The organism is Idiomarina sp. 28-8 (assembly GCF_000320945.2).
GTDB lineage: Bacteria > Pseudomonadota > Gammaproteobacteria > Enterobacterales > Alteromonadaceae > Idiomarina > Idiomarina loihiensis.
The window spans coordinates 147,182-171,828 of record NZ_DF266791.1 but is presented as its reverse complement, the minus strand read 5'-3'; the positions used below and the strand labels follow the sequence as shown (position 1 = coordinate 171,828).

The 24,647-nt window shown below is 46.6% G+C and carries 20 protein-coding genes and 1 pseudogene; 17 read left to right on the top strand and 4 right to left on the bottom strand.

Annotated elements, in window-relative coordinates; all coding sequences use genetic code 11:
• Positions 1-98: 98 nt before the first annotated feature.
• Genes RJ32_RS08735 through RJ32_RS08725 form a run of 3 tightly spaced genes read left to right on the top strand, consistent with a single transcriptional unit; the run spans position 99 to position 3,242 of the window.
• Positions 99-1,328, top strand: a complete 1,230-nt coding sequence (locus tag RJ32_RS08735) for a lipoprotein-releasing ABC transporter permease subunit (protein WP_034821305.1) — start codon at positions 99-101, stop codon at positions 1,326-1,328.
• A complete protein-coding gene (gene lolD / locus RJ32_RS08730) occupies positions 1,321-2,007 on the top strand; it encodes a lipoprotein-releasing ABC transporter ATP-binding protein LolD (protein WP_034821302.1) in 687 nt (228 codons plus the stop codon). Before RJ32_RS08735 ends, lolD begins: the two co-directional genes overlap by 8 nt.
• Positions 2,007-3,242: a lipoprotein-releasing ABC transporter permease subunit gene (locus RJ32_RS08725; RefSeq protein WP_034821300.1), complete on the top strand. Its 1,236-nt coding sequence runs from the start codon at positions 2,007-2,009 to the stop codon at positions 3,240-3,242. The genes lolD and RJ32_RS08725 overlap by 1 nt, the downstream gene beginning before the upstream one ends.
• On the opposite strand, the gene RJ32_RS08720 is transcribed toward RJ32_RS08725, so the two are convergent.
• A complete protein-coding gene (locus RJ32_RS08720; protein ID WP_011234758.1) occupies positions 3,239-3,754 on the bottom strand; it encodes a DUF2062 domain-containing protein in 516 nt (171 codons plus the stop codon). The two genes, RJ32_RS08725 and RJ32_RS08720, sit on opposite strands and share 4 nt — an antisense overlap.
• Positions 3,755-3,804: 50 nt before the next feature.
• Between RJ32_RS08720 and RJ32_RS08715 the strand changes: the two genes are divergently transcribed.
• From RJ32_RS08715 to kdsB, 5 genes are read left to right on the top strand one after another with little or no spacing between them, the layout of a single operon-like run.
• Positions 3,805-6,102, top strand: coding sequence for a DNA internalization-related competence protein ComEC/Rec2 (locus RJ32_RS08715; RefSeq protein WP_034821298.1), 2,298 nt, complete (start codon positions 3,805-3,807; stop codon positions 6,100-6,102).
• Positions 6,103-6,137: 35 nt separating this feature from the next.
• On the top strand, positions 6,138-7,886 hold the full coding sequence (msbA, locus tag RJ32_RS08710; RefSeq protein WP_034821296.1) for a lipid A export permease/ATP-binding protein MsbA: 1,749 nt from the start codon (positions 6,138-6,140) through the stop codon (positions 7,884-7,886).
• Positions 7,886-8,875 (top strand): tetraacyldisaccharide 4'-kinase, encoded by a 990-nt coding sequence (gene lpxK, locus RJ32_RS08705; RefSeq protein WP_011234755.1) that lies wholly within the window; start codon positions 7,886-7,888, stop codon positions 8,873-8,875. The genes msbA and lpxK overlap by 1 nt, the downstream gene beginning before the upstream one ends.
• Positions 8,862-9,059 carry a Trm112 family protein gene (locus tag RJ32_RS08700; RefSeq protein ID WP_011234754.1) on the top strand — a complete coding sequence of 66 codons (198 nt, stop codon included), beginning with the start codon at positions 8,862-8,864 and terminating at the stop codon, positions 9,057-9,059. The genes lpxK and RJ32_RS08700 overlap by 14 nt, the downstream gene beginning before the upstream one ends.
• Positions 9,056-9,817, top strand: a complete 762-nt coding sequence (gene kdsB / locus RJ32_RS08695; RefSeq protein ID WP_034821294.1) for a 3-deoxy-manno-octulosonate cytidylyltransferase — start codon at positions 9,056-9,058, stop codon at positions 9,815-9,817. Before RJ32_RS08700 ends, kdsB begins: the two co-directional genes overlap by 4 nt.
• On the opposite strand, the gene RJ32_RS08690 is transcribed toward kdsB, so the two are convergent.
• Positions 9,814-11,160: a KamA family radical SAM protein gene (locus tag RJ32_RS08690; RefSeq protein ID WP_011234752.1), complete on the bottom strand. Its 1,347-nt coding sequence runs from the start codon at positions 11,158-11,160 to the stop codon at positions 9,814-9,816. The genes kdsB and RJ32_RS08690 overlap by 4 nt on opposite strands.
• 216 nt (positions 11,161-11,376) lie before the next feature.
• Positions 11,377-12,657, bottom strand: coding sequence for a citrate synthase (gene gltA / locus RJ32_RS08685; RefSeq protein WP_011234751.1), 1,281 nt, complete (start codon positions 12,655-12,657; stop codon positions 11,377-11,379).
• Between the two features lie 326 nt (positions 12,658-12,983).
• Here gltA and sdhC point away from each other — a divergent pair, with 326 nt between their 5' ends.
• The 9 genes and pseudogenes from sdhC to RJ32_RS08640 all read left to right on the top strand — a co-directional run.
• Positions 12,984-13,358 carry a succinate dehydrogenase, cytochrome b556 subunit gene (sdhC, locus tag RJ32_RS08680; protein ID WP_011234750.1) on the top strand — a complete coding sequence of 125 codons (375 nt, stop codon included), beginning with the start codon at positions 12,984-12,986 and terminating at the stop codon, positions 13,356-13,358.
• A complete protein-coding gene (gene sdhD, locus RJ32_RS08675; RefSeq protein ID WP_011234749.1) occupies positions 13,352-13,699 on the top strand; it encodes a succinate dehydrogenase, hydrophobic membrane anchor protein in 348 nt (115 codons plus the stop codon). Before sdhC ends, sdhD begins: the two co-directional genes overlap by 7 nt.
• A complete protein-coding gene (sdhA, locus tag RJ32_RS08670) occupies positions 13,700-15,466 on the top strand; it encodes a succinate dehydrogenase flavoprotein subunit (RefSeq protein ID WP_011234748.1) in 1,767 nt (588 codons plus the stop codon).
• A gap of 12 nt (positions 15,467-15,478) precedes the next feature.
• Positions 15,479-16,192 carry a succinate dehydrogenase iron-sulfur subunit gene (locus tag RJ32_RS08665; protein WP_034821292.1) on the top strand — a complete coding sequence of 238 codons (714 nt, stop codon included), beginning with the start codon at positions 15,479-15,481 and terminating at the stop codon, positions 16,190-16,192.
• Positions 16,193-16,303: 111 nt separating this feature from the next.
• A complete protein-coding gene (locus RJ32_RS08660; protein ID WP_034821290.1) occupies positions 16,304-19,111 on the top strand; it encodes a 2-oxoglutarate dehydrogenase E1 component in 2,808 nt (935 codons plus the stop codon).
• Between the two features lie 13 nt (positions 19,112-19,124).
• Positions 19,125-20,687, top strand: a complete 1,563-nt coding sequence (odhB, locus tag RJ32_RS08655; RefSeq protein ID WP_011234745.1) for a 2-oxoglutarate dehydrogenase complex dihydrolipoyllysine-residue succinyltransferase — start codon at positions 19,125-19,127, stop codon at positions 20,685-20,687.
• Between the two features lie 136 nt (positions 20,688-20,823).
• The gene (gene sucC, locus RJ32_RS08650; protein ID WP_011234744.1) at positions 20,824-21,990 is read left to right on the top strand and encodes an ADP-forming succinate--CoA ligase subunit beta; all 1,167 of its coding nucleotides are present in this window, start codon (positions 20,824-20,826) and stop codon (positions 21,988-21,990) included.
• Entirely contained in the window at positions 21,990-22,862 is an 873-nt protein-coding gene (gene sucD / locus RJ32_RS08645) for a succinate--CoA ligase subunit alpha (RefSeq protein WP_011234743.1), read from the top strand. The genes sucC and sucD overlap by 1 nt, the downstream gene beginning before the upstream one ends.
• A gap of 201 nt (positions 22,863-23,063) precedes the next feature.
• A pseudogene (locus RJ32_RS08640) lies at positions 23,064-23,498 on the top strand (Dps family protein); the annotation flags it as partial.
• 103 nt (positions 23,499-23,601) lie between these two features.
• Here the strand turns inward: RJ32_RS08640 and RJ32_RS08635 are convergent.
• Positions 23,602-24,645, bottom strand: a complete 1,044-nt coding sequence (locus tag RJ32_RS08635; RefSeq protein WP_034821286.1) for an alpha/beta hydrolase — start codon at positions 24,643-24,645, stop codon at positions 23,602-23,604.
• Positions 24,646-24,647: the final 2 nt, after the last annotated feature.

Below are 24,647 nucleotides of genomic sequence, written 5' to 3'. Positions count from 1 at the left end.
GCGATTGCGTCATTGTGTCGGCTTTTAGTTGTCAGGCTCAATACAACTCATTATCCTTGCTCGTTATGAATTAGCAACCATCAAATAATTGAGGGTATATGTTTCAGCCGGTCGTGCTGTTTATTGGCCTGCGCTATAGTCGGGCAAGGCAGGGGTCTGCGTTTACCGCCTTTATCAACCGCTTTGCCTTTGCCGGTATTGCCCTTGGGGTTATGGCTCTGGTGGTGGTCATGTCGGTTATGAACGGTTTTGAAGGCCAATTAAAAGAGCGCATTCTGGGCGCGGTTCCTCAGGTAACGCTAACCGATGCTGACAGCACGACGGAACTGACAGACTGGCGTAAAACCCAGGGACAACTGCCTGAATTAAAAGCTATTAAAGGGTCAATGCCGTATGTGCAAACGCAGGGTATATTGCAGTTTGCAGAAAAGATGTCGGTAGCCAATATACAGGGCATTTACCCGGATGAGGGCGAGGTACCTCTTTCGCTTGAAGATAAAATGGTGGTTGGTGACTGGCTCAGTTTAACCCCGGGCAGTTACCACTTGATAATAGGTCAGCGACTGGCGCAAAAACAAGGAATAACCGTTGGCGATAGCATTCGAACTATCGCCGCTCAGGGCGGGGTTTATACTCCTTTTGGGCTGGTGCCGTCGCAGCGCCGCTTTGTCGTTACCGGCTTCTTTTCTATGGGCTCAGAGGTCGATGAATCGGTTGTTTTTGCCCATGGAAAGGACCTGGCTCGTTTAATTCGCTTACCTGAAGGAAAAGTGAGTGGGCTGCAGTTATTTTTAGATGACGCTTTTAAAGCTCCCCAAGTGGCAGAAAGTCTGCGCAATAAAACGCAATTAACGACCAGCGACTGGCGACAAAATTATGGCCAGTTATTTGAAGCTGTGGGCATGGAAAAGCGAATGATGTGGTTAATGCTGGCGCTAATCATTGCGGTTGCTGCGTTTAATACTTTATCGGCCCTTATTATGGTGATAAATGACAAACGACACGATATCGCCATATTACAAACGTTGGGTTTATCTAACGGACGTATACGCACGGTATTTTTATTGCAGGGACTTTATAACGGCGTGCTGGGGTCATTAATTGGCGTTATTCTGGGGCTGGTATTGAGCTGGTATTTGAATGATATTCTGGCTTTATTCGGTGCACAGATCTTCGCCGGATCAGATGAAGGTCTGCCAATTATTATTAACGTGTCTCAGGTTATTATTACCGCGGTTGCCGCAATTACCTTAACTTTGGTGGCAACCTTATATCCCGCATCACAAGCCGCACATGTTCAACCCTCGGAGGCATTACGCTATGACTGACGCGCTGTTGCGTTGCAAAGAATTGAGTAAATCCTATCAGGACGGGGGCGACCAGGTTACCGTTTTAAAAGACATTGATTTTGCGCTGCAAACCGGAGAGATGGTTGCCGTAGTCGGAGCGTCAGGTTCGGGTAAAAGCACCTTGCTGCATTTGTTAGGGGGGCTGGATAAACCCTCATCGGGCCAATTATTTTATAAAGATCAGGAAATGACGCCCTGGAAAGCTGACAAGTTGGCACAGTGGCGTAACCAGAACCTTGGTTTTGTGTATCAGTTTCACCACTTATTACCGGAGTTTTCAGCGTTGGAAAATGTCGCTATGCCGCAACTGATAGCTGGTAAAAGTCCGACGGAAGCTAAACAGCAGGCTGAGCAGCTTTTAGTACGCGTGGGGTTAGAGCATCGGTTGTCGCATCGTCCGGCACAGCTCTCCGGCGGTGAACGTCAACGGGTTGCAATAGCCAGGGCTTTTGTGAATAAACCACAGGTTGTGCTGGCTGATGAGCCAACCGGTAACCTCGATGGTGAAGCGGCTGAGAGTATTTATCAGTTAATGCTGGAGCTGAACCAGGAAATGGGCACGGCTTTTATTGTGGTCACTCATGACTTACAGCTGGCTGAGCAACTGCAGCGCGTAGAAGTTTTAAAAAATGGAATTTTGTATAAGGAGCAAGGCTAATGCAGCTTGCCTGGTTAATAGCCCGACGCTTTCGTAAAGGTACTGCGAAACAGGGCTTTTTGTCGTTTATATCGGTCTCATCCACTATTGGTATAGCGCTTGGTTGCGCGGTTTTAATTGCGGCTTTGTCGATGATGAACGGGTTTAATCAGGTGCTGCAGGAGCGGTTACTGGCGGTTGTTCCGCAGGTCGAGTACAGTGCCGTCGAGGGCGCACTGGAAGACTGGCAGGAGGTTGCGGAAATTGCCCGGCAGCATCCGGAAGTTATAGCGGCGGCTCCGGGAATTAATTCCACCGTCATGGTGCAAACCCAGTCAACTTTTCATGGTATTCAGGTTCGGGGAGTGTCTGCAGAGCAGGAACAAAACGTATCGGCCTTATCTGATTATGTAAGCAGCGAAGACTGGCAACGCTGGCAGCAGGAAGGTGGTTTGCTGTTAGGGGCGGGGCTAGCCGATAAATTGAATTTAGCTGTTGGCGATTCTGTTTCCTTACTTACCCCGGAAAAGTCTGAGCGAGGTTTCCGCTCGCCGGAACGGGTGCGACTGGAAGTCACTGGGTTGTTTAAATTTGGCGGACAAATTGACTATCAAAATGCCTACGTCTCTCTGCAAACGGCTAAGAATGAGTTGAGTTTTGCTAGCGATGTCAGCTCGGTACGCTTGCGGTTAAAGGATGTTTTTTCGGCTCCTGCGGTTGCCCGGGAAATAGGTAACCAGTTGCCAGAATTGGTCTATCTGGATGACTGGACCCGAAGTCACGGTCATTTATATCGCGATATTGAGTTGGTGCGCTGGGTAGTGTATCTGGTTTTGATTCTGGTTATGGCTGTAGCCTGTTTTAATATTGTTTCAACACTCATTATGACGGTAGCGAAAAAGCGCAGCCAAATTGCCATGTTGAAAACCCTGGGTATGAAAGACAAGTCCTTACTGCAATCCTTTGTGTTACAGGGGTTAATGAATGGTCTTTATGGGGTGGTTATTGGTTGTGCCTGTGGAATACTTCTGGCTCAGTTTTTACCCGATATTATGCTGACACTTGAATCCTGGTTTCACTTTAAAGTGCTTTCCAACGATATCTACTTTGTTGGTGAGGTGCCTTCCGAATGGGCTTGGGGTGACGTTATTCTAGTGGCCAGTGTGGCATTGCTAATGAGTTTGCTCGCCACTATTTATCCAGCCTGGCGGGCGGTCAAAGTGGAACCCGCCAGAGCCTTGCACGAAAGTACTTAATTGCCTTCAGGGTTGCGACGGCGCCAGGCTTTGACCACAGACTGGCGCCAAAGTAAGCGAATACCGATATAACCAATAAAGCTGGATAACGTGCCAAGAATCAAACATCCAAGCAGTAATGCTGGACCGATGGTCGAAATGCTGTGCATTAACCACTCCCAGCTAAGTTCAAAAGCAAAGGGTTGTGGTGGCTCTGCCAGCAGGGCATTGCCGACTAAATAGCACAGATAGAACATTGGCGGCATAGTAATAGGGTTTGAAACCCAGACAAGCCCAACCGAAAGTGGCAGGTTAACGCGAAAAGGAATTGCCGACGCTGCCGCTAATAACATTTGAAAAGGAACCGGTATAAAAGCGCAGAATAGACCGACTGCAAATGCGCCTGAAGCTGACCGTCGGTTTAAGTGCCATAAGTTTGCGTCGTGCAGAAGGCTGCCGAATAAGCGAATCGCTTTGGATTCGCGCACTTTTTGATGATCAGGCATTAAGCGTTTAATGAAGCGTCTGGCCATAATATGACGTTTATTACCTATCCGGTTACTGCCCCAGGGAAGGAGCAACGATGGATCGTTGGTTACTGGTCTTTATCGGCGGAATATTGTCCGCCTCGTTACACTCTGACATTAAATTTTGGCTAATTGTTTCAACTATCGCTCTACTACTTTTGGCGATAGCTTATGCTTTTTTGTATTTTAGACAGAGGGAAGTAAAACAGCGAACCATCGTACTACTAATGATGGTGTTATTTTGCGGTATTTTATGGGCTAATGCCAACCTTTATTGGCAAAATTTACGCGCTGTACCTGACCGGTTGATTGACCGGGAAACTCAGCTAACGCTTGTTGTAGATGAAATATCGCGTCGTTACCCTTTTCATATACGTATGACAGGCCGGGTAGAAGTTCTGTCTGGTAAAATTTTGCCATTCTGGCAGCAACCCCGGGTCCAACTGAACTGGTATAACAGCCAGCATAAACAGGTGCCGAAAGCTGGTGAGCGTTGGCAACTGGAAGTGAAGTTGAAACAGGCAACTGACTATCGCAACCAGGGGAGTTTTCGATACCGGCAATACTTACTGCGCAATAATATTTATGCCTTAGGAACAGTTAAAGACGGCGAAAAATTGACCCGTTCAATCAGTTTTAGACAAAAAATTTTCAATGGCATAGAACAAGCTGACTTATCTGAACCGGGTATATTGGCTGCATTAACGATTGGCGAACGCAGCTTGTTGACCTCTGCCACTCGTGAAATTTGGCAAAAAACGGGGTTAGCTCATAGCCTGGCCATTTCCGGTTTACATTTGGGGATGGTCGCCGGAGCCGCTGTCTTGTTCTTTCGTTTTTGTTTTTACTGTTTTCCCATCAGCTTACAAACCAGAGAGCGGCTAAACATCCGACTGTGGTCGCTAGCCTTCGCGGCAATGGCGGTAACTGGTTATGCCGGCCTGGCAGATTTCTCAATATCGACTGTCAGAGCGTTAACCATGTTTCTGGTGGTTCTTCTGCATATTGTGTTAAATCTCAAATTAAATCCGCTAAGTTTATTGTTGCGAGTGGTGGCAGCAGTATTAGTGGTTGATGTTTTTGCCTGGCAGGATCCCGGTTTTTGGTTATCTATTACTGCCGTTGCCGCACTTTTTCTTGCCAGTTGGCGATGGAGCAAAAGTCGTGGTCGTTTCTCCGCGGTAAAAAGCCTCTGGTCAATTCAGTGGCTGCTGTTGGTGGTGATGTCTCCTTTATCATTTTTATTATTTGGTGGTTTTTCGCTTTTTGCTCCCGTCGTCAATTTGTTGGTGTTACCTGTTATCAGTTTTTGGTTATTGCCGCTGGCTTTAATAGGAACGGTTTTGGTGTTGTTTGATTCTGGTTTCGCTGTCCTTTTTTGGCAATTGGCTGAATTTCCCGTTAGCTATTTGAACCCACTATTGGAAGCTGTAGCGGGGCACCCGGCTAATTGGCTGGAACTGAACCAATGGCCAATAACCCGTGCAGCGCGGTTTGCTGCTTTGTTCGCACTTGCTGCGGCTTTGTTGTTGCCGGTAAGCCGCGGCTGGCATCGGTTAGGTCTATTACTGTGTTTGCCTGTTGCTGCTTTTTTATTTTTTAATCAACGGGACGGGAAACTGCGTCTTCATGTTCTGGACGTGGGCCAAAGTCAGGCTGTGGTGCTAGAGAAAGACGGTAAAGCCATGCTAATTGATACCGGTATTGAGTTTAACTCCGGTTTCAGTGTTGCAGAATCTGTTATTGAACCTTTTCTTAATTACCATGGTTTGCGCCCTGAGCTGGTTTTTATCAGCCATGGCGACAGAGATCATAACGGCGGCAGAGATTTTCTTAGGCAAAGGTATCCTCAGCTAGAGTGGCGCGGGGATGCCAGTGATAAACCTTGTCGCGCCGGTGATACAGGTGAATGGAATAGCATGCAATGGAAGGTTTTGTGGCCAACGCCTGCGTATCAGAATACAAATCGGTTAAGTAAAAATAATCGTTCATGTGTACTACGCATCAGTTATAAAAACTTCAGTATGTTTTTGCCCGGTGACATTGAAATGACGGCAGAGCAATTATTGTTGAAGTCTTTACATAAACAGTCAGAAGCTAACTCTAATGTTCTGTTAATTCCACACCATGGCAGCAAAACATCGACCAGCTGGCCTCTGTTACAGGCGGTTAATGCTGACGTCTATCTTATCAGCTACGGTAAGCATAGTGGCTATGACTTTCCTCACCGCTATACACTGGAAAGGCTCTCCCGTACTCAAAAGCCCTGGTTTGGAACCAGGGACAGCGGGCAACTGACTATTGTTAGTGACGGCAACACATGGAGTTTGGAGTTACCCTTTGAAAACAGGTAGAATAGCAAAAGTGTTAATGACTTATTTGAGACTACATGGATTCTCAGCTTAAAAAGAAGACGACCTTTAAACGCTTATTAGGTTATATCAAACCTTATAAGGCAGCTTTTATCGCTGCTATCCTGTGTATGATTGGTTACTCTGCCATTGATACATTGTTCTTATCCCAAATTGAAACGTTAATAGATGATGGGTTAACAGAGCAAGACTCTAATATATTGCTTTACGGTGCCCTCTTTGTTCCTTTTATTTTCATCCTTCGTGGTTCTTTGAATGTTGCTTCCAGCTATTTCCTGCATTGGGTGGGTTTTAAAGTCGTTACTAAAATGCGGCAGCAGCTTTTTGACCATATGATGAAACTGCCGGTGGGTTTCCATGACCAGCATTCAACCGGTGACTTGATTTCAAAAATAACTTATGACACTCAACAGGTGGCGGAAGCGAGTAGCCGGGCCGTTTTGGTCTTGGTGAAAGAAGGCGCGTTCGTCGCCGGTTTATTGGGTTTGATGTTTTATCAAAGCTGGCAATTATCATTGGTATTTTTGGTGATAGGCCCCTTGGTTGCAAAAGTTGTCGGGGTTGTTTCACGTCGTTTCCGTAAAGTAAGTAGTCGTATTCAGACCGCTATGGGTAATGTAACCACAACTGCAGAGCAAATGATCAACGGCCATAAGGTTGTGATCATGCATCAGGGGCAAAAAGGTGAGTCGACACGTTTTTCGGAAATAAATAATATTACCCGTAACCAGAATATGAAGCTGGTGAATACCCGGGCTATCAGCACTTCAGTTATTCAGTTTATAGCTTCGTTAAGCCTTTCTATGGTTCTGGTTATTGCCAGTTTTCCAGAAATGCTGGGTGAGCTTTCGGCCGGTGCTTTTACTACGTTACTTACCGCTATGATCATGTTGCTGCGCCCGTTAAAGCAGCTGACTAACGTAAACAGTGATTTCCAGCGCGGTATTGCGGCGGCAACCAGCGTGTTTGCAATTCTGGACGAGCCGATTGAAGTTGATAAAGGTTCGAGAGTGGTTGATCGTGCAGCAGGTGATATTGTTTTTGATGATGTGACCTTTTCTTATCAAAAAGATGATGAACCTGCGTTAGAGCACATTAATTTTAAAGTTGATCAGGGCAAAACTGTGGCGCTGGTGGGCCGTTCAGGTAGTGGTAAGTCGACAATATCGAACTTGCTTACGCGGTTCTACGATGTAGAGCAGGGCAGCATTTTGCTTGATGGCCACAATATTAACGATTATAAACTGAAATGCCTAAGGCGTCAGTTTGCGCTGGTGTCTCAGCATGTAACCTTGTTTAACGACACCATAGCAAACAACATTGCTTACGGCGCTTCAAAAGATGTATCACGTGAAAATATTATTAAAGCCGCTGAACAAGCATACGTTACTGAATTCACCGACAGCATGCCGAAAGGCCTGGATACTATGGTGGGCGAGAATGGGGTGATGTTATCCGGTGGTCAGCGTCAGCGTATAGCCATAGCCCGTGCGCTATTACAAGACGCGCCTATTCTGATACTGGATGAAGCGACATCGGCGTTGGATACTGAGTCCGAGCGTCATATTCAGGATGCCCTGGGAACCTTACGTAAAAACCGTACAGCTATTGTCATTGCACACCGTTTATCAACCATTGAAAATGCTGATGAAATTTTAGTTATGGACAATGGTGAGATTATTGAACGCGGTACACACCAGCAATTGCTTGATCAGGAAGGCGCATATTTTCAGCTGCATAACTTACAGTTTAGTGGAGGCGCCTAATGTGGCTTCAAAAGCAGTGGTATAAAGCCAGGCTGCACCCTTTACTGTTTTTGCTGACACCACTGTCGCTGGTGTTTTGGCTGGTAACAAATTTGCGTCGCAGTTTTTATGCTTTGGGGTTAATGCCACGCTATAAAGCTGATGTTCCGGTCATAGTAGTGGGAAACATTAGCGTGGGCGGCACTGGCAAAACACCTATGGTTGTGGCCTTAAGTCAATGGCTCAAAGATGAGGGCTGGAATCCGGGCATTATCAGTCGTGGTTACGGTGCAAAAGGGCCTTTTCCTTATGAGGTTTTAGAGAGCGACTCTCCGGAAAAAGCCGGTGATGAACCTTTGCTCATGCGTCGTCGCACTGGCTGCCCTGTTGTTATTGCGCCCAAACGAGCTCAGGCTGCAAAGCTTATGGCGGAACAACACCCCAAAGTAGACGTTATTATCTGTGATGACGGGTTACAGCATTATGCACTCAAACGCGATATTGAATTAATTATGATAGACGCTGAACGAGGCACCGGAAATGGATGGCTTTTGCCTGCGGGCCCATTACGGGAAGGCCCATGGCGTCTCAAAGGTGCGGACTGGGTTATTTCTAACTATGGTCGTCATGCATTCGCCCGACATGTTGTGGATGTCGAGCCTGGCAACTGGTACCGGGTTGATAATAACGAGCAAGTTGCGTTAAAAACCGAGAGCAAATTTAATGCCGTGGCTGGTATTGGTTATCCGCAGCGATTTTTTAACTCGCTAATTGAGCAGGGTATTGAACTGGAGAACAGTCAGAGCTTTGCGGATCATCACGCTTTTAGTCAACAGGACTTTTCTAACCTGGCTAGTAACCCTATATTAATGACAGAAAAAGATGCTGGTAAATGCCAGTCTTTTGCGCAAGCTGACTGGTATTACCAAACAATTGAAGCGAAGCTGCCCGAAGTGATGAAAACTAACTTATTGGCAGAGCTGGAAAGGAAGAAAAATGGCCATCGATAAAACGACATTAGCAATATTGGCGTGTCCAAAGTGTAAAGGGAAACTGACCTATTACGCCGATAAAGACGAGTTAGTATGCCGCGGAGAACGCCTCGCATATCCAATAGACGAGAATATTCCCGTGCTTATAGCGGATAAGGCTCGCGAGTTATCATCAGAAGAGTTAGAAAAGGTTCCTTCATGAGTTTTACCGTTGTCATTCCAGCTCGCTACGGTTCCAGCCGCTTGCCGGGCAAACCTTTAGCCGATATTGCCGGTAAACCGATGATTCAGCATGTGGTTGAGCGAGCTGAGGCTAGTGGCGCTGCCGAAGTCATAGTTGCTACCGATGATATGCGGATTAAAGAGGGCGTTGATAAGTTTGGTGGTCGCGTCATGATGACCTCAAGTGAACACTCCTCGGGTACGGAACGTTTGGCTGAAGTTATCGAACAATTAGCTCTGGCAGAAAACGAGGTGGTGGTTAATGTTCAGGGTGATGAGCCCTTTATTCCGCCTGAAATTATTCGACAGGTTGCCGATAACTTAGCCAATCAACGGCAGGCACCTATGGCGACACTGGCCGTGCCCATTACTGACGCTGAAGATATTTTTAACCCGAATACAGTAAAAGTGGTTACCGATGCTGCGGGTTATGCGCTGTACTTTAGCCGTGCCGCAATTCCGTGGGACAGAGAGCACTTTTCTGCCGACCGGGCGACAAATGTCGTTACTGAGCATTATCATCGTCACATTGGTATTTATGCTTATCGGGCGGGTTTTGTCAGACGTTATATTGAATGGGAGCCAAGCCCTATTGAACAGCTTGAGTCGTTAGAACAATTGCGGGTGCTTTGGCACGGAGAACGTATTCATGTCGCTGAAGCCATTCTCGCACCGGCTACAGGCATTGATACTGAAGAGGACCTGCAGCGGGCACGAAAACTGGCAGGCGATGATTAATCCATCGCCGACATTTTTGAATACTCATCTTCGAAAAAGAATTTTTCCTCACCAAAAGCTGGTTTTAAGTGATGCAGCCAGGTGGCATCCGGATCATATTTAGCGAAGAAGGGACGTTGTACCCAGTCCGGATTGCGCCCCTGGATAAAGCGTAAGGCAAAGACTTTCTCACCAGCAATTTCAGTAACACCCTGAACTTCTACTTTCCCCGGGCCGGCACTCATCGAGGGGCCTCGCACGGTACGAGCTATACCTGAAACCTGCTGGTACGCTTTCTGGAAAATTTCCCAGGTACGCTCCAGCGGTACTTCAAAGTAACGTTTTGCTCCGGTATCCCGCTCGACAAACATATAATAAGGGATTAATCCGAGTTGTACCTGCTTCTCCCACATAGAAGCCCAGACATCCGGGTCGTCATTAATGTGCTTGAGTAAAGGAGCCTGACAGCGGATTTGAACACCTGTAGCGCGCAGGCGACGAATGGCCTCCTGACATACTTCAGTGCGTAATTCATTCGGGTGGTTTAAATGCGCCATTATCGACACATGCTTGCCACCATCAACTAAGCGCTCTAATAAACGCAGTAAATCGTCCGCGTCGGGGTCGGTGATAAAGCGATATGGCCAGAAGGTTAATGATTTAGTGCCAATGCGTATGGTTTTAATGTGCTCGAACTCAGGTTGCAGTAAACCCTCTAAGTAATGGGCCAGCTTGCGCGTGCGCATAACCATAGGGTCGCCGCCGGTCACCAGCAAGTCAGTAACTTCTTTGTGCTGAGCCAGATAGCGGTGCAATTGATCCGCGTCATTTGAATTAAAGCGGGTAGCTTTACCGACAAATTGCGCCCAACGGAAGCAGAAAGTGCAGTAAGAATGGCAGTACTGCCCCTGAGCCGGGAAAAAGAGCACCGTTTCGCGGTACTTATGCTGCATGCCCGGCAAAGGCTCACCGTCAACATGCGGCACATTCATTTGCATTTGTCCGGCAGGGTGAGGGTTCATTTCATCGCGTAGCTGAGTCGCCAAATCAAACACTTCATTGGTGGTGTGCTTGCCTGACATTAGGTCTGCCATGCGCTGGTACGCAGAAGGCTCCAGCATATCTTTTTGCGGGAAAGTTAGCTGAAACAGCGGGTCATTGGGTACATTTTCCCAGTCAATCAGTTCGTTAAATACATATTCATTAACTCTGAATGGCAGTACATTAGCGACGACTTTCATTTCAAAACGCATGTCATCAGGAACTTTCTTTAACGCCTCAATTTTATCTAACTGGCGATGCTGATATACCTTGAATTTACGTGGTGTAATGATGGGTTGTTGTACATTGACTACTTGCTGCATAAGCCTCTCTGTAATTATCTGCAACTTGCTAAAGCACGTTGAAAATGAATTTGTCTGTCAGCTCTCTCTTTGGCGACCAACGAAATGCGACGTAGTATAAAGAATTTAAGGCTTCGTTGCACGTTCTGTAAGGTGTGAAAAGCAATGTACTCAAACTAATTAAGAGCGGGCATAAAAAAAGGCGCTCAACCGAGCGCCTTCTTAACTCAAACCAATTTATTTTTTAATTGGTGAAAACTCGCGTTTTGTATAACCAGTATATAACTGACGAGGACGACCAATTTTCTGGTTTTCTTCGCCCATCATTTCGTGCCAGTGAGAAACCCAGCCGACAGTACGTGACAGCGCAAAGATAACGGTGAACATATTGGTAGGAATACCAATAGCTTTCAGTACGATACCTGAGTAGAAGTCAACGTTAGGGAAGAGTTTCTTTTCAATGAAGTAGTCGTCTTCCAGAGCGATACGCTCCAGTTCCATTGCGACGTCAAGTAATGGATCATCACGATCCAATTCTTTCAGTACTTCGTGGCAAGATTCACGCATTACCGTTGCACGAGGGTCGGTGTTTTTGTATACACGGTGACCAAAGCCCATTAGACGGAAAGGATCGTCTTTGTCTTTTGCTTTCTCAATATATTTTGGAATGTTTTCAACAGAGCCAATTTCAGCCAGCATACGCAAGCAAGCTTCGTTTGCACCACCATGGGCTGGTCCCCATAAAGACGCAACACCCGCAGCGATACATGCGTAAGGGTTAGCACCAGAAGAACCGGCAAGGCGTACTGTTGACGTTGATGCGTTTTGCTCGTGGTCAGCATGCAAAGTAAAGATGCGATCCATAGCGCGAGCTACCGCAGGGCTTATTTTGTAGTCTTCCGCAGGAACCGAGAACATCATGTTCAGGAAGTTTTCTGCATAACCTAAGTCGTTACGTGGGTAAACGAAAGGTTGACCAATGCTGAATTTATAAGCCATTGCTGCAATTGTTGGAATTTTTGCAATCAGACGGTAAGCACTACGTAAACGTTGGTTTTCATCGTGAATCTCCAGATCATCATGATAGAACGATGATAAAGCTCCCGTTACGGCACATAACATTGCCATAGGGTGAGCATCGCGACGGAAACCATTAAAGAAATTGTGAATTCCCTGATGCACCATAGTGTGTTTAGTAATGGTGTTTTTGAATTCATGGTATTGCTTTTCGGTAGGAGCTTCGCCGTGCAACAACATGTAGCAAACTTCTAAGTAATCTGCTTTAGTTGCTAACTCACCAATAGGGTAACCGCGGTGCAGTAAAACGCCGTTTTCACCATCTATATAGGTGATAGCCGACTCGCAAGAGCCTGTAGCCAGAAACCCTGGGTCAAAAGTAAAATAACCATGTTTTCCCAGAGTTCGGACGTCAACTACATCCTTTCCTGCCGTTGGTGATAGTACCGGCAATTCAATGGATTGGCCGTCAATCTGTAAAGTGGCTTTACGATCAGCCATAAGGAATTCTCCTCGCTATCTACTTTGAAAAAGTGCGCTAATTTAACTCGATCATGCCCGTAAATGTCAATTTTAATCGGGGAACATGAACCAATTATAGCGAAATATACGTAATAAACATGACGAAAAGATTACTCAGATTGAAGAATTATCTTGTTAGGTTAGACTTTAGTAGTAAAGCGTATTTTAGTCAGCGTTCAAATCTGAGTTTGTCGTTGTAATTAATAGCTTGGCTAGATATACTTTGCGCCGTATTGGTGGCATGTTTCTGTGTCGCGCAAACGAAAATTGCATTTCTTTTGTGCTTTATTAAAAGGCAATCTATCGTGAAAAAAGAAAGACCTGTTAATTTAGACTTATCAACTATCAAGCTTCCTGCCGCTGCCAAAGCATCCATACTGCATCGTATTTCCGGTGTTGCTATGCTGTTCTCTCTGGCTTTTCTAATTTGGGCTTTTGCCGTGTCACTTAGTGGCCCTGAAGGCTTTGCTCAAATCGAGAGTATCATGACCAGCTTTATCGCTAAATTTATTGGCTGGGGTATTTTGACAGCGCTAGGATTTCACTTAATCATTGGTCTGCGTCACTTAGTAATGGACATGGGCTACTGGGAAGAACTCGATTCCGGAAGAATCAGCGCAATTGTCTCAATTGCTCTTTCTGTGATCTTTTCCGTATTAGTAGGAGTTTGGCTATGGTAACAGCAGCAGCTACTTTTGGTCGTAGCGGTTCTCATGACTTTATTTTATTGAGAGCCAGCGCGATTGTAATGGTTCTATATTCACTGTTCATGGCTGGGTTCTTCCTTTCTACGCCAGATGTAACTTATCAAGTGTGGAGTGGGTTGTTTGCCAACATTTGGATGAAAGTGTTCACTATGCTGGCCTTATCTTCTGTGTTAATTCACGGCTGGATTGGCATTTGGCAAGTATCAACAGACTACGTGAAAGCGTCCGGTCTCAGAGCTTTTATCCAACTGGTTTTCAGCGTTGGTCTGATCGCTGTTTGGCTCACTGGCTTATTCGTACTGTGGGGTGTTTAAGTGACTGTTAAAACTTTAGAATATGATGCAGTGGTGATTGGTGCTGGCGGTGCCGGCATGCGAGCAGCACTGCAAATTTCCCAAGAGGGATTGAGCTGCGCGTTGATGTCCAAAGTGTTTCCAACACGCTCTCACACAGTTTCTGCTCAGGGTGGTATTACCGTAGCATTAGGTAATGCGCATGAAGATAACTGGGAATGGCACATGTTCGATACCGTTAAAGGTTCGGACTATATTGGTGACCAGGACGCTATCGAATACATGTGTAAAGCTGGCCCTGAAGCTATTTTAGAAATGGAAAACTTAGGTTTACCATTCTCGCGTTTTGAAAACGGCAAAGTTTATCAACGTCCATTTGGTGGTCAGTCGAAGAACTTTGGTGGCGAGCAGGCTGCTCGTACTGCCGCTGCAGCTGACCGTACCGGTCACGCTTTGCTGCATTTGCTTTATCAGCAAAACGTGAAGAAAAAAACCACCGTATTTTCAGAATGGTACGCGCTGGATATCGTTAAGAACCAAGACGGCGAAGTTTGTGGTGTAACCACCATGGATATCGAAAGCGGCGAAGTTTACTTTGTTAAAGCTAAAGCCGTTGTTCTTGCTACCGGCGGTGCTGGTCGTATTTATTCTTCAACGACCAATGCTCATATCAACACTGGCGACGGTATTGGTATGGCTCTACGTGCTGGCGTTCCTGTACAAGATATGGAAATGTGGCAGTTCCATCCAACCGGTATTGCCGGAGCGGGCTCACTCGTTACAGAAGGTTGTCGTGGAGAAGGCGGTTACCTGCTGAACAAAGACGGCGAACGCTTTATGGAGCGTTATGCGCCAAACGCGAAAGATTTGGCGTCACGCGACGTTGTCTCCCGCGCTATGATGACTGAAATCCGTGAAGGACGTGGTTGTGAAGGCCCATGGGGTACTCACCTTAAACTGAAACTGGATCACCTGGGTAAAGAAACCCTGGAAAGTCGTTTGCCGGGTGTTTGTGACTTATCACGTACATTCGCACACGTTGATCCGGTAAAAGAACCAATTCCGGTTATTCCTACCTGTCACTACATGATGGGCGGTATTCCAACGGATGTTAATGGACAAGTCCTGACTGTTGGTGACGATGGTCAGACATCTCACGTTAAAGGGCTGTTTGCTTGTGGTGAAATTGCTTGTGTATCTGTACACGGTGCTAACCGCTTAGGTGGTAACTCACTGCTTGATTTGGTGGTATTCGGTCGTTCAACCGGTATGCATCTGGGTGAAACGCTTGCGGCTAACGTAGAAGCCAGAGAAGCAAGCAGCGACGACATTGACGCTGCACTAGCGCGTTATAATCGTTGGGAAAATACTCAGAAAGGCGAAGATCCGGCACAAATTAAGAAAGACCTGCAACAGTGCATGCAACTTAATTTCTCGGTTTTCCGCGAAGGCGATTCAATGAAAGAAGGGCTTGCTGAGCTGCGCGAAATTCGCGAACGCCTGAAAAACGCCCGTCTTGATGACACCTCCAAAGAGTTTAATACTCAGCGCGTCGAGTGCCTTGAGCTAGATAACTTGATGGAAACGGCTTACTCAACTGCAGTTGCTGCCAGCTTCCGTACAGAAAGCCGCGGTGCTCACAGCCGTGCAGACTACCCGGATCGTGATGATGAGAAGTGGTTAGTACACACTGTTTATCGTCCTGAAAAGGAAGATATGGTGACGCGGGAAGTCAATATGGCGCCTAAACTGCGTGAAGCTTTCCCTCCGAAAGCTCGTACCTACTAAGTTGGAGGGTATATGAAAAAATACACATTTTCAGTTTATCGTTATAATCCTGATGTCGACAACGCGCCTCACATGAAAGAGTACACGTTGGAAGTAGAGGATAATCAGGATTTGATGGTGCTAGAAGCACTGATCAAATTGAAAGAACAAGATCCATCGCTGGCGTTTCGCCGCTCGTGCCGTGAAGGTGTTTGTGGCTCCGATGGTATGAATATTAACGGTAAAAATGGTTTGGCTTGTATCACTCACTTGTCTTCTTTGAAATCAGACAAAATTGTGATTCGTCCGCTACCAGGCTTGCCGGTCATTCGTGATTTGATTGTTGATATGAGCCAGTTCTATCAGCAGTACGAGAAAATCAAACCGTACCTTATCAACGATGACAAAACGCCACCAGCGCGTGAACGACTGCAGTCGCCGGAAGACCGTGCTAAGCTTGATGGTCTTTACGAGTGCATTTTATGTGCATGCTGTTCAACATCATGCCCATCGTTCTGGTGGAACCCGGATAAATTTGTTGGACCTGCTGGTCTGCTGCACGCTTATCGTTTCTTAATTGATAGTCGTGACACAGCAACAGACGAGCGTTTGGATGAACTCGATGATGCCTTTAGTGTATTCCGTTGTCACGGAATCATGAACTGCGTTAACGTATGTCCAAAAGGGTTGAATCCAACAAAGGCTATTGGACACATCAAATCGATGCTTTTGAGTCGCGCTGTTTAACTCGTTATATTGTCGCGCCAATTTGAACGGTTGATGTTGTGGATGGCCATCCCACAAAGGATGGCTATTTTTTTATAAAAACGGTTTATCTATTCAGGTGAAGGAAACGCAATGCAAGATGGTGTAATGCGTGAATGGTTAGAAACATCGCATCTAGCCGGTGGTAACGTTGCCTACATTGAACAAATGTTTGAGGCTTATCTGGATGATCCGACGGCAGTCAGTGATGAATGGCGTCAAATGTTCGATGCGTTGCCGAAGGATAATCACATTGTTGATACTAAACTCAGCGATGTCCGGGAGCAGTTTCGCCAGGCCGCTAAGAATAAGCTCAAACAATCTCAAACAGGCAGTACGACTGCCGCAGATCAGAAGCAAGTTAAAGTTTTACAGCTCATCAATGCTTATCGATTCCGCGGCCATCAGCACGCCAACCTTGATCCTCTTGGTTTATGGAAGCAGGAAACCGTTCCAGACCTTTCATTAAACTTCCACGATTTAAGCAAAGACGACTTAGAACGCGAGTTTAATGTCGGCTCTTTAGCTGTTGGCAAAGACACAATGAAGCTGAGTGATATTCACGAAGCGCTGGAAAATATTTATTGTGGCTCTATTGGTGCCGAATACATGCACATTGTTTCAACCGAGGAAAAACGCTGGATTCAGCAACGGTTGGAAGGTGTTCTTGGAAAGCCCAAGTTTGAAAAAGAACAACAGACTAAAATTTTAAAAGAACTGATAGCCGCTGACGGACTGGAAAAGTATCTTGGGTCAAAATTCCCGGGAGCTAAACGCTTTTCATTAGAAGGTGGCGACAGTCTGGTTCCGTTGTTGAAAGAACTCATTTCACGCTCTGGTGAGCAGGGTGCCAAAGAAGTGGTTATTGGCATGGCTCACCGTGGTCGCTTGAACGTTTTAGTCAACGTTCTGGGTAAAAAACCACAGGACTTATTCGACGAGTTTGCCGGAAAGCATGACAGCACAAAGGGCTCGGGTGATGTTAAGTATCACATGGGCTTCTCTTCTGACTATGCAACGCCGGGCGGCGACGTCCATCTTGCTTTGGCCTTTAACCCGTCGCACCTGGAAATTGTAAACCCGGTTGTTATGGGTTCGGTTCGTGCACGCATGGATCGTCTGAAAGATCCGAAAGGCAAAAAAGTTCTGCCTATTACCATTCACGGTGACGCTGCTGTTGCTGGTCAGGGTGTGGTACAAGAAACGTTCAATATGTCGCAGACACGTGCTTACCGTGTAGGCGGCTCTATCCGTATCGTGGTGAATAACCAGGTTGGTTTCACTACATCTAAACAGGAAGATGCGCGTTCTACTCAGTATTGTACTGACATTGCCAAAATGGTGCAGGCGCCAATTTTCCACGTTAATGCGGATGACCCTGAAGCCGTTGTTTTTGTCACTCAGTTAGCGCTTGATTACCGTAATGCATTCCAGCGCGACGTGGTTATTGATTTGGTTTGTTATCGTCGTCATGGACATAACGAAGCCGATGAGCCAAGTGCAACACAGCCGCTGATGTACGCAAAAGTTAAAAAACAGCCCGTTGCCCGCGAGCTTTATGGCAAGCGTCTGATAGAGAAATCGATAGTTGATGAAGACACGGCTAAGCAGTGGATGTCTGACTATCGTGATGCATTAGATAAAGGCGAAGTGGTGGTTGATGAACACCGTCCTATGCGTCAGCACTCTGTTGACTGGTCTCCCTACATAGGAAACGACTGGGACGTTGAGTACGACTACAAAGTCTCAGCAGATAAGCTGAAAGATCTGGGCGAAAAAATCACTCAGTATCCGGAAGAAGACAAGCTGAATTCCCGCGTTGAAAAAGTGTATCAAGAACGTCTGAAAATGGCGAAAGGCGATAAACCAATGGACTGGGGTTTCGCTGAAACTTTGGCTTATGCCACCTTAGTTAACGACGGCACTCATATTCGTTTGACCGGTCAGGACAGCGGCCGTGGTACCTTCTTCCACCGCCACGCGGTATTGCATAACCAAAAAGATGGTTCTACCTATATGCCACTGAACAATTTAGGTTCAGATCAGGGGCAAATTGAAATTTATGACTCAGTTTTATCAGAAGCTGCAGTTGTGGCCTTCGAATACGGTTACGCTACGGCTGAACCGCAGTCTCTGGTTATGTGGGAAGCTCAATTTGGTGATTTCGTTAACGGCGCCCAGGTTGTTATTGACCAGTTCTTAAGTTCTGGCGAGCAGAAATGGGGACGTTTATGTGGTTTAACATTGCTATTGCCGCACGGTTACGAAGGGCAGGGTCCTGAGCACAGTTCAGCCCGTCTTGAGCGTTTCCTGCAATTATCGGCCGATCACAACTGGTCAGTCTGTGTACCGACAACGCCTGCACAGGTTTTCCACATGATCCGTCGTCAGCACTTACGTCCGGTTCGCCGTCCGTTAGTTGTTATGACGCCTAAGTCATTGTTACGTCATCCGTTAGCGGTTTCAGAAATGGATGATTTAGCGGATCTTGGATTCCAGAACGCGATTGGTGAAATCGATGATCTGAATCCGAAAAAAGTAAAACGCGTGGTATTTTGCTCAGGTAAAGTCTACTACGATTTACTGAAAGAACGCCGCGAGCGTGAACAAGAAGATGTTGCCATTATTCGTATCGAACAGCTGTATCCGTTCCCTGCGGAAGAAGTGGCAGAAATTATGAAAGATTATCAGCACGTTAAAGATTTTGTCTGGTGTCAGGAAGAGCCTCAGAACCAGGGTGCATGGTATAGCAGCCAGCATCACTTCTGGGCCGCAATTCCGAAAGGAGCTCAGTTGTCTTATCGTGGTCGTAGTGCGTCAGCCGCACCGGCGGTCGGATACATTTCAGAGCACAACAAGCAGCAGCAAAACCTTGTTGACGAAGCGCTAACCATTAAATAGGTGAAGATGAACCATGGCGATTGATATTAAAGTTCCTCAATTACCCGAGTCTGTTGCAGATGCAACAATTGCAACATGGCACGTAAAACCTGGCGATAAAGTGTCTCGCGACCAGAATCTGGTTGACATCGAAACCGACAAGGTAGTGCTGGAAGTGGTTGCGGAAGCAGACGGTGTTTTGGGCGAAATTACTGCCGAAGAAGGCACTACCGTAACAGCTGAAGAAGTTATCGGAAAAATTGAAGAAGGTGACGGTGCGTCGGCATCTGACGATAAATCAGACAATAAAGACTCAGACGACGACAAGAAGTCAGAGAAAAAAGAATCTGATTCTTCAGAAGACAAAGGCTCTGACAAAAAAGGTTCTGGCGAGAAAATGGAAGTTAAAGTTCCTCAACTGCCAGAATCAGTCTCTGATGCCACTGTTTCTACCTGGCACGTTAAAGCTGGCGATGCAGTAAAACGTGACCAGAACCTGGTTGATATTGAAACCGATAAAGTGGTTCTGGAAGTGGTTGCTCCGGCTGATGGCGTTTTAGCTGAAATTAAGCACGAAGAAGGCGCGACAGTCGGTGCTGATGACGTTATCGGTATTGTCGAAGCTGGTGGGTCTGCTGGCGGTAGTTCAAGCAAGTCCGATGACAGCAAATCTGAATCTTCTTCAGAAAGTAAAGACGATGACGGTGACAACGAAGTAGCGGGTCCTGCGGTTCGTCGTTTACTTGGTGAACACGGCCTTAAGCCAAGTGACGTTAAAGGCACTGGTAAGGGCGGTCGCGTCACTAAAGAAGACGTGGAAAAACACGTGAAAGCTCAGTCTTCTAAGTCTTCGGATAGCAGCAAACAGCAGTCTTCACAGCCAGCCGTTTCAGGTGACCGTGACCAGAAACGTGTACCAATGACACGTCTGCGTAAACGTATCGCTGAGCGTCTGTTGCAAGCTAAGAACGACACCGCGATGTTGACCACGTTTAACGAAATCAACATGAAGCCAATTATGGACTTGCGTAAGAAGTACAAAGACGTGTTTGAAGAAACTCACGGCACGCGTCTTGGTTTCATGGGCTTCTACGTCAAAGCTGTAACTGAAGCACTGAAACGTTTCCCAGACGTCAACGCATCCATTGATGGCGACGATATTGTTTACCACAATTTCTTCGATATCAGCATTGCGGTATCAACGCCTCGTGGTCTGGTAACTCCAGTTCTGCGCGACACTGACCGTTTAAGCATTGCGGATATGGAAAATGGTATTCGTGACCTGGCTATCAAAGGCCGTGACGGTAAGTTAACTATGGATGAAATGCAGGGTGGTAATTTCACCATTACTAACGGTGGTGTATTTGGTTCACTGCTTTCAACGCCAATTCTGAACCCACCACAAAGCGCTATTCTGGGTATGCACAAAATCCAGGAGCGGGCGATGGTGGTAGACGGTAAGATCGAAATCTTACCGATGATGTACCTGGCTCTTTCTTATGACCATCGAATTATTGATGGTAAACAATCGGTAGGTTTCCTGGTTACCGTGAAAGAGCTATTAGAAGATCCTCAACGTCTTATCCTGGATATCTAAAGACGCTGAGAACCAGCCGCAATGCAATTTAGCTTGCGGCTGTTAATTATGCGCCGAGCAGGTTAAAATTCGGCGCGGTATTCGGGTAGGCAGCACTTTAGCTGCTTAAGTTGTTTCAACGAATCGGAAGAGCATCATGAATTTGCATGAGTATCAGGGTAAACAACTCTTTAAAGAGTTTGGTTTGCCAGTATCTGAAGGTTATGCCTGCGACACTGCTGATGAAGCGGTAGAAGCGGCAAAACGTATTGGTGGCGACATTTGGGTTGTCAAATGTCAGGTTCACGCTGGTGGCCGCGGTAAAGCGGGTGGCGTGAAATTAGTGAAAAGTTTAGACGACGTTCGCGCATTTGCTGAGCAGTGGTTAGGTAAAAACTTAGTAACTTTCCAGACCGACGAGAAAGGTCAGCCGGTTGCTAAGATTTTAGTTGAAAGCTGCACTGACATTGCAGACGAGCTTTACTTAGGTGCAGTTGTTGACCGTGCTTCACGCAAAATCGTGTTCATGGCATCAACCGAAGGCGGCGTAGAAATTGAAACCGTTGCTGAAGAAACACCTGAGAAAATCTTGAAAGCTGAAATTGACCCTACGGTTGGCGCGCAGCCATACCAAGGTCGCGAACTAGGCTTTAAACTGGGTCTGACTCCAGACCAGGTTAAGCAGTTCACTAAGGTCTTCATGGGCCTGGCGAAAATGTTCGAACAGTACGACTTAGCACTGTTAGAAATTAACCCATTGGTTATCACTGACGAAGGCAACGTTCACTGTCTGGATGCGAAAGTTGGCATCGACAGCAACGCATTGTACCGTCAGCCTAAAATCCGTGAAATGCACGATCCGTCACAAGACGACGCGCGTGAAGCAGAAGCGGCTAAATGGGAACTGAACTACGTAGCACTAGACGGCAACATTGGTTGCATGGTTAACGGTGCTGGTTTGGCGATGGGTACTATGGACATCGTTAAACTGAGTGGCGGCGAACCAGCTAACTTCCTTGACGTTGGTGGCGGCGCGACAAAAGAACGTGTTTCTGAAGCGTTCAAAATTATCCTGTCAGACAGCTCTGTTAAAGCCGTATTGGTTAACATCTTCGGTGGTATCGTACGTTGCGATATGATTGCTGAAGGTATTATCGGCGCTGTTGAAGAAGTGGGTGTTAAAGTTCCAGTTATTGTTCGCCTTGAAGGTAACAACGCTGAACTGGGTACCCAGAAATTGAACGAAAGTGGCCTGAACATTATCGCTGCAGAGAGCTTATCTGATGCTGCCGATAAAGTGGTTGCTGCGGCAGGAGGTCAATAATGAGCATTTTGATCGATAAAAATACCAAAGTTATCTGCCAGGGCTTTACTGGCGGTCAGGGTACTTTCCACTCTGAACAAGCTATTGCTTACGGTACGCAAATGGTTGGCGGTGTTACACCTGGTAAAGGTGGTCAAGAGCACTTAGGTCTGCCTGTATTCAATACTGTAAGAGAAGCTGTAGAAGCAACTGGCGCAACTGCTTCAGTTATCTACGTACCAGCTCCTTTCTGTAAAGATTCAATCATCGAAGCAGCAGACGCTGGTATCGAACTGATTGTTTGTATTACTGAAGGTATCCCTACGCTGGATATGCTTTACGTTAAAGAATACCTGACGCACAAAGGCGTGCGCATGATCGGTCCAAACTGCCCGGGTGTTATCACTCCGGACGAGTGCAAAATCGGTATCATGCCTGGGCACATCCACAAGAAAGGTAAAGTGGGTATCGTGTCACGTTCAGGTACATTGACGTACGAAGCGGTTAAGCAGACTACTGACGCAGGTTTTGGTCAGTCTAGCTGTGTTGGTATCGGTGGTGACCCTATCCCGGGTTCTAACTTCATCGATATTCTGGAACTGTTCGAAAAAGATCCAGAAACCGAAGCTATCGTAATGATCGGTGAAATCGGCGGTACAGCGGAAGAAGAAGCGGCAGAGTACATAAAAAATAATGTCTCTAAGCCGGTTGTTTCTTACATTGCTGGTGTTACTGCGCCTCCGGGCAAACGTATGGGCCATGCTGGTGCCATCATTGCCGGCGGTAAAGGTACTGCTGACGAGAAATTCGCTGCACTTGAAGCAGCAGGCGTTAAAACTGTACGCAGCCTAGCCGACATCGGCAAAGCTGTTGCAGAGAAAACTGGCTGGTAATATCCCGCCAACGCTTAAACAAAACCCGGCCTTCGCGCCGGGTTTTTTGTGGCTGCTTTCTAAGGAAAAAGAGTTCGCTATCACGGAGACGCTACGAGCACATCCTTGTGGGCTTGACGAAGGCCATCCTTGGCCTTCGACACTCCGTGATAGCGAACTCTTCTTCCTTGCGCTGCCACAAAGCGATCTTCCTGGGTATTTGATGATCACCTAGTCGCATTGCTTGACCTGCAATTGACACTAAAACATGTGCATTGGAACGTTGTAGGGCCGAACTTCATTGGTGTGTACGAAATGTTAGATCCGCAAGTAGACGCAGTGCGAGAAATGACTGATACCATCGCAGAGCGAATTGCAATGTTAGGTGGAGTTCCAGTAGGTACGCCTAAAGCGATTTCAGAGCGTCGCAGATGGGAAGACTACTCTTTAGGTAAAGGGTTAGTGGCAGAGCATTTAGTTGCTCTGGACAAAGTTTACAATGGCGTCAACGGTGACCACCGAGAAGCTATGGAAATACTGGCTGAGCTCGATCCAGTATCTGAAGACATGTTAACCGGGCAACTGGGTGAGTTAGAGCAGTTTCAGTGGCTTGTCCGCGCCCATATTGAATCGTCCTCTGGCGAATTGAAAAATTAATTTTATTCAGTGATTAAAGCTTTGCAGCAAGCTATAAAGGGCGCACTCAAACACAAAAGCTAACCCTCAATGTTGCTGCGGTATGCCTTCATCATGTCCAAATTCATCGTCCTTGTTGATCTTTTTCTTGGGGGGCCGTCATAAGTTGTTTGTCGACGACTGAGTTTTTTAGCCAATCTTCGATAACAGAGTTGATGTGATTATCGTAAATCATCATTTCAATATGACCGCGGTTATCCAGTGTTTCTATTTGAATCCTGTCAATGTTTTCCAGGCGTTTGAGTTGGTCAGAATCACTGATTTTGTCTAGCGAGCCGATTACAATCAATGTCGGAGGCAGCGACTTCTCTGGTTGACGCAATAAAACACGTGGTGTGGATAGCCGACGCGAACTGGTTTGGTGGTTGATAAGTACTTCTTCGAAGGTGTCCTGTAGCCATTGGTCAGATACGAACGAAGTGATAAATGAGTGTGAGCTCTTAGCCATACGCAGTGCGGCCGGAGTGAAGTCGGTCATGGGGGCGACAGCGATAAATCGAGCGATATTGCCATACGATTCAATATACTGCGCAGCGATGGAAGCACCATAAGATTTGCCATATAAAATTATGGGTAGCTGATATTGCCGCTTTAGCTTTGTGACTAACCGATGCAGACGCCTAACATCTGCTTGGCCAAAGCTCACCGGTTGGTCCTGTGCAGTACCGTGCCCAAGTAAATCAACGATAGCTGTGTGGTAGCCTTGTAGCTGCAGCGCGATGCTATCAAAGAGAACCGACTGAGCATTGGTACTGTAGCTGTGCAGTAGAATTACGATACCTTTGGCGCGAATTGTTTTATTAACTGAAGGTTCGAGCTCCAGGTGATATTTTCTTACTGGATCTATACCTTCCGGTGCATCGGTATAGGTAAAGGTTAAGTCAAGTGTCGGCGGTACATAATCACTGGTCAGCGTTTCGGCATCACCAAAATAGAACGGTAAGTGTTGCTTGCTAGACAATGTGCGCTTCTGTAAATGATAAATTTTTAATAGTTCGCTTTCATTAACCCCCTCAATAACAAGGTTGTCGCCACCCGGGTAGAGTACCTGTTGTTCGACGAAGTGCGCACAGCCTACGGCAAAACTTAATAGCAGTCCTACGATGATGG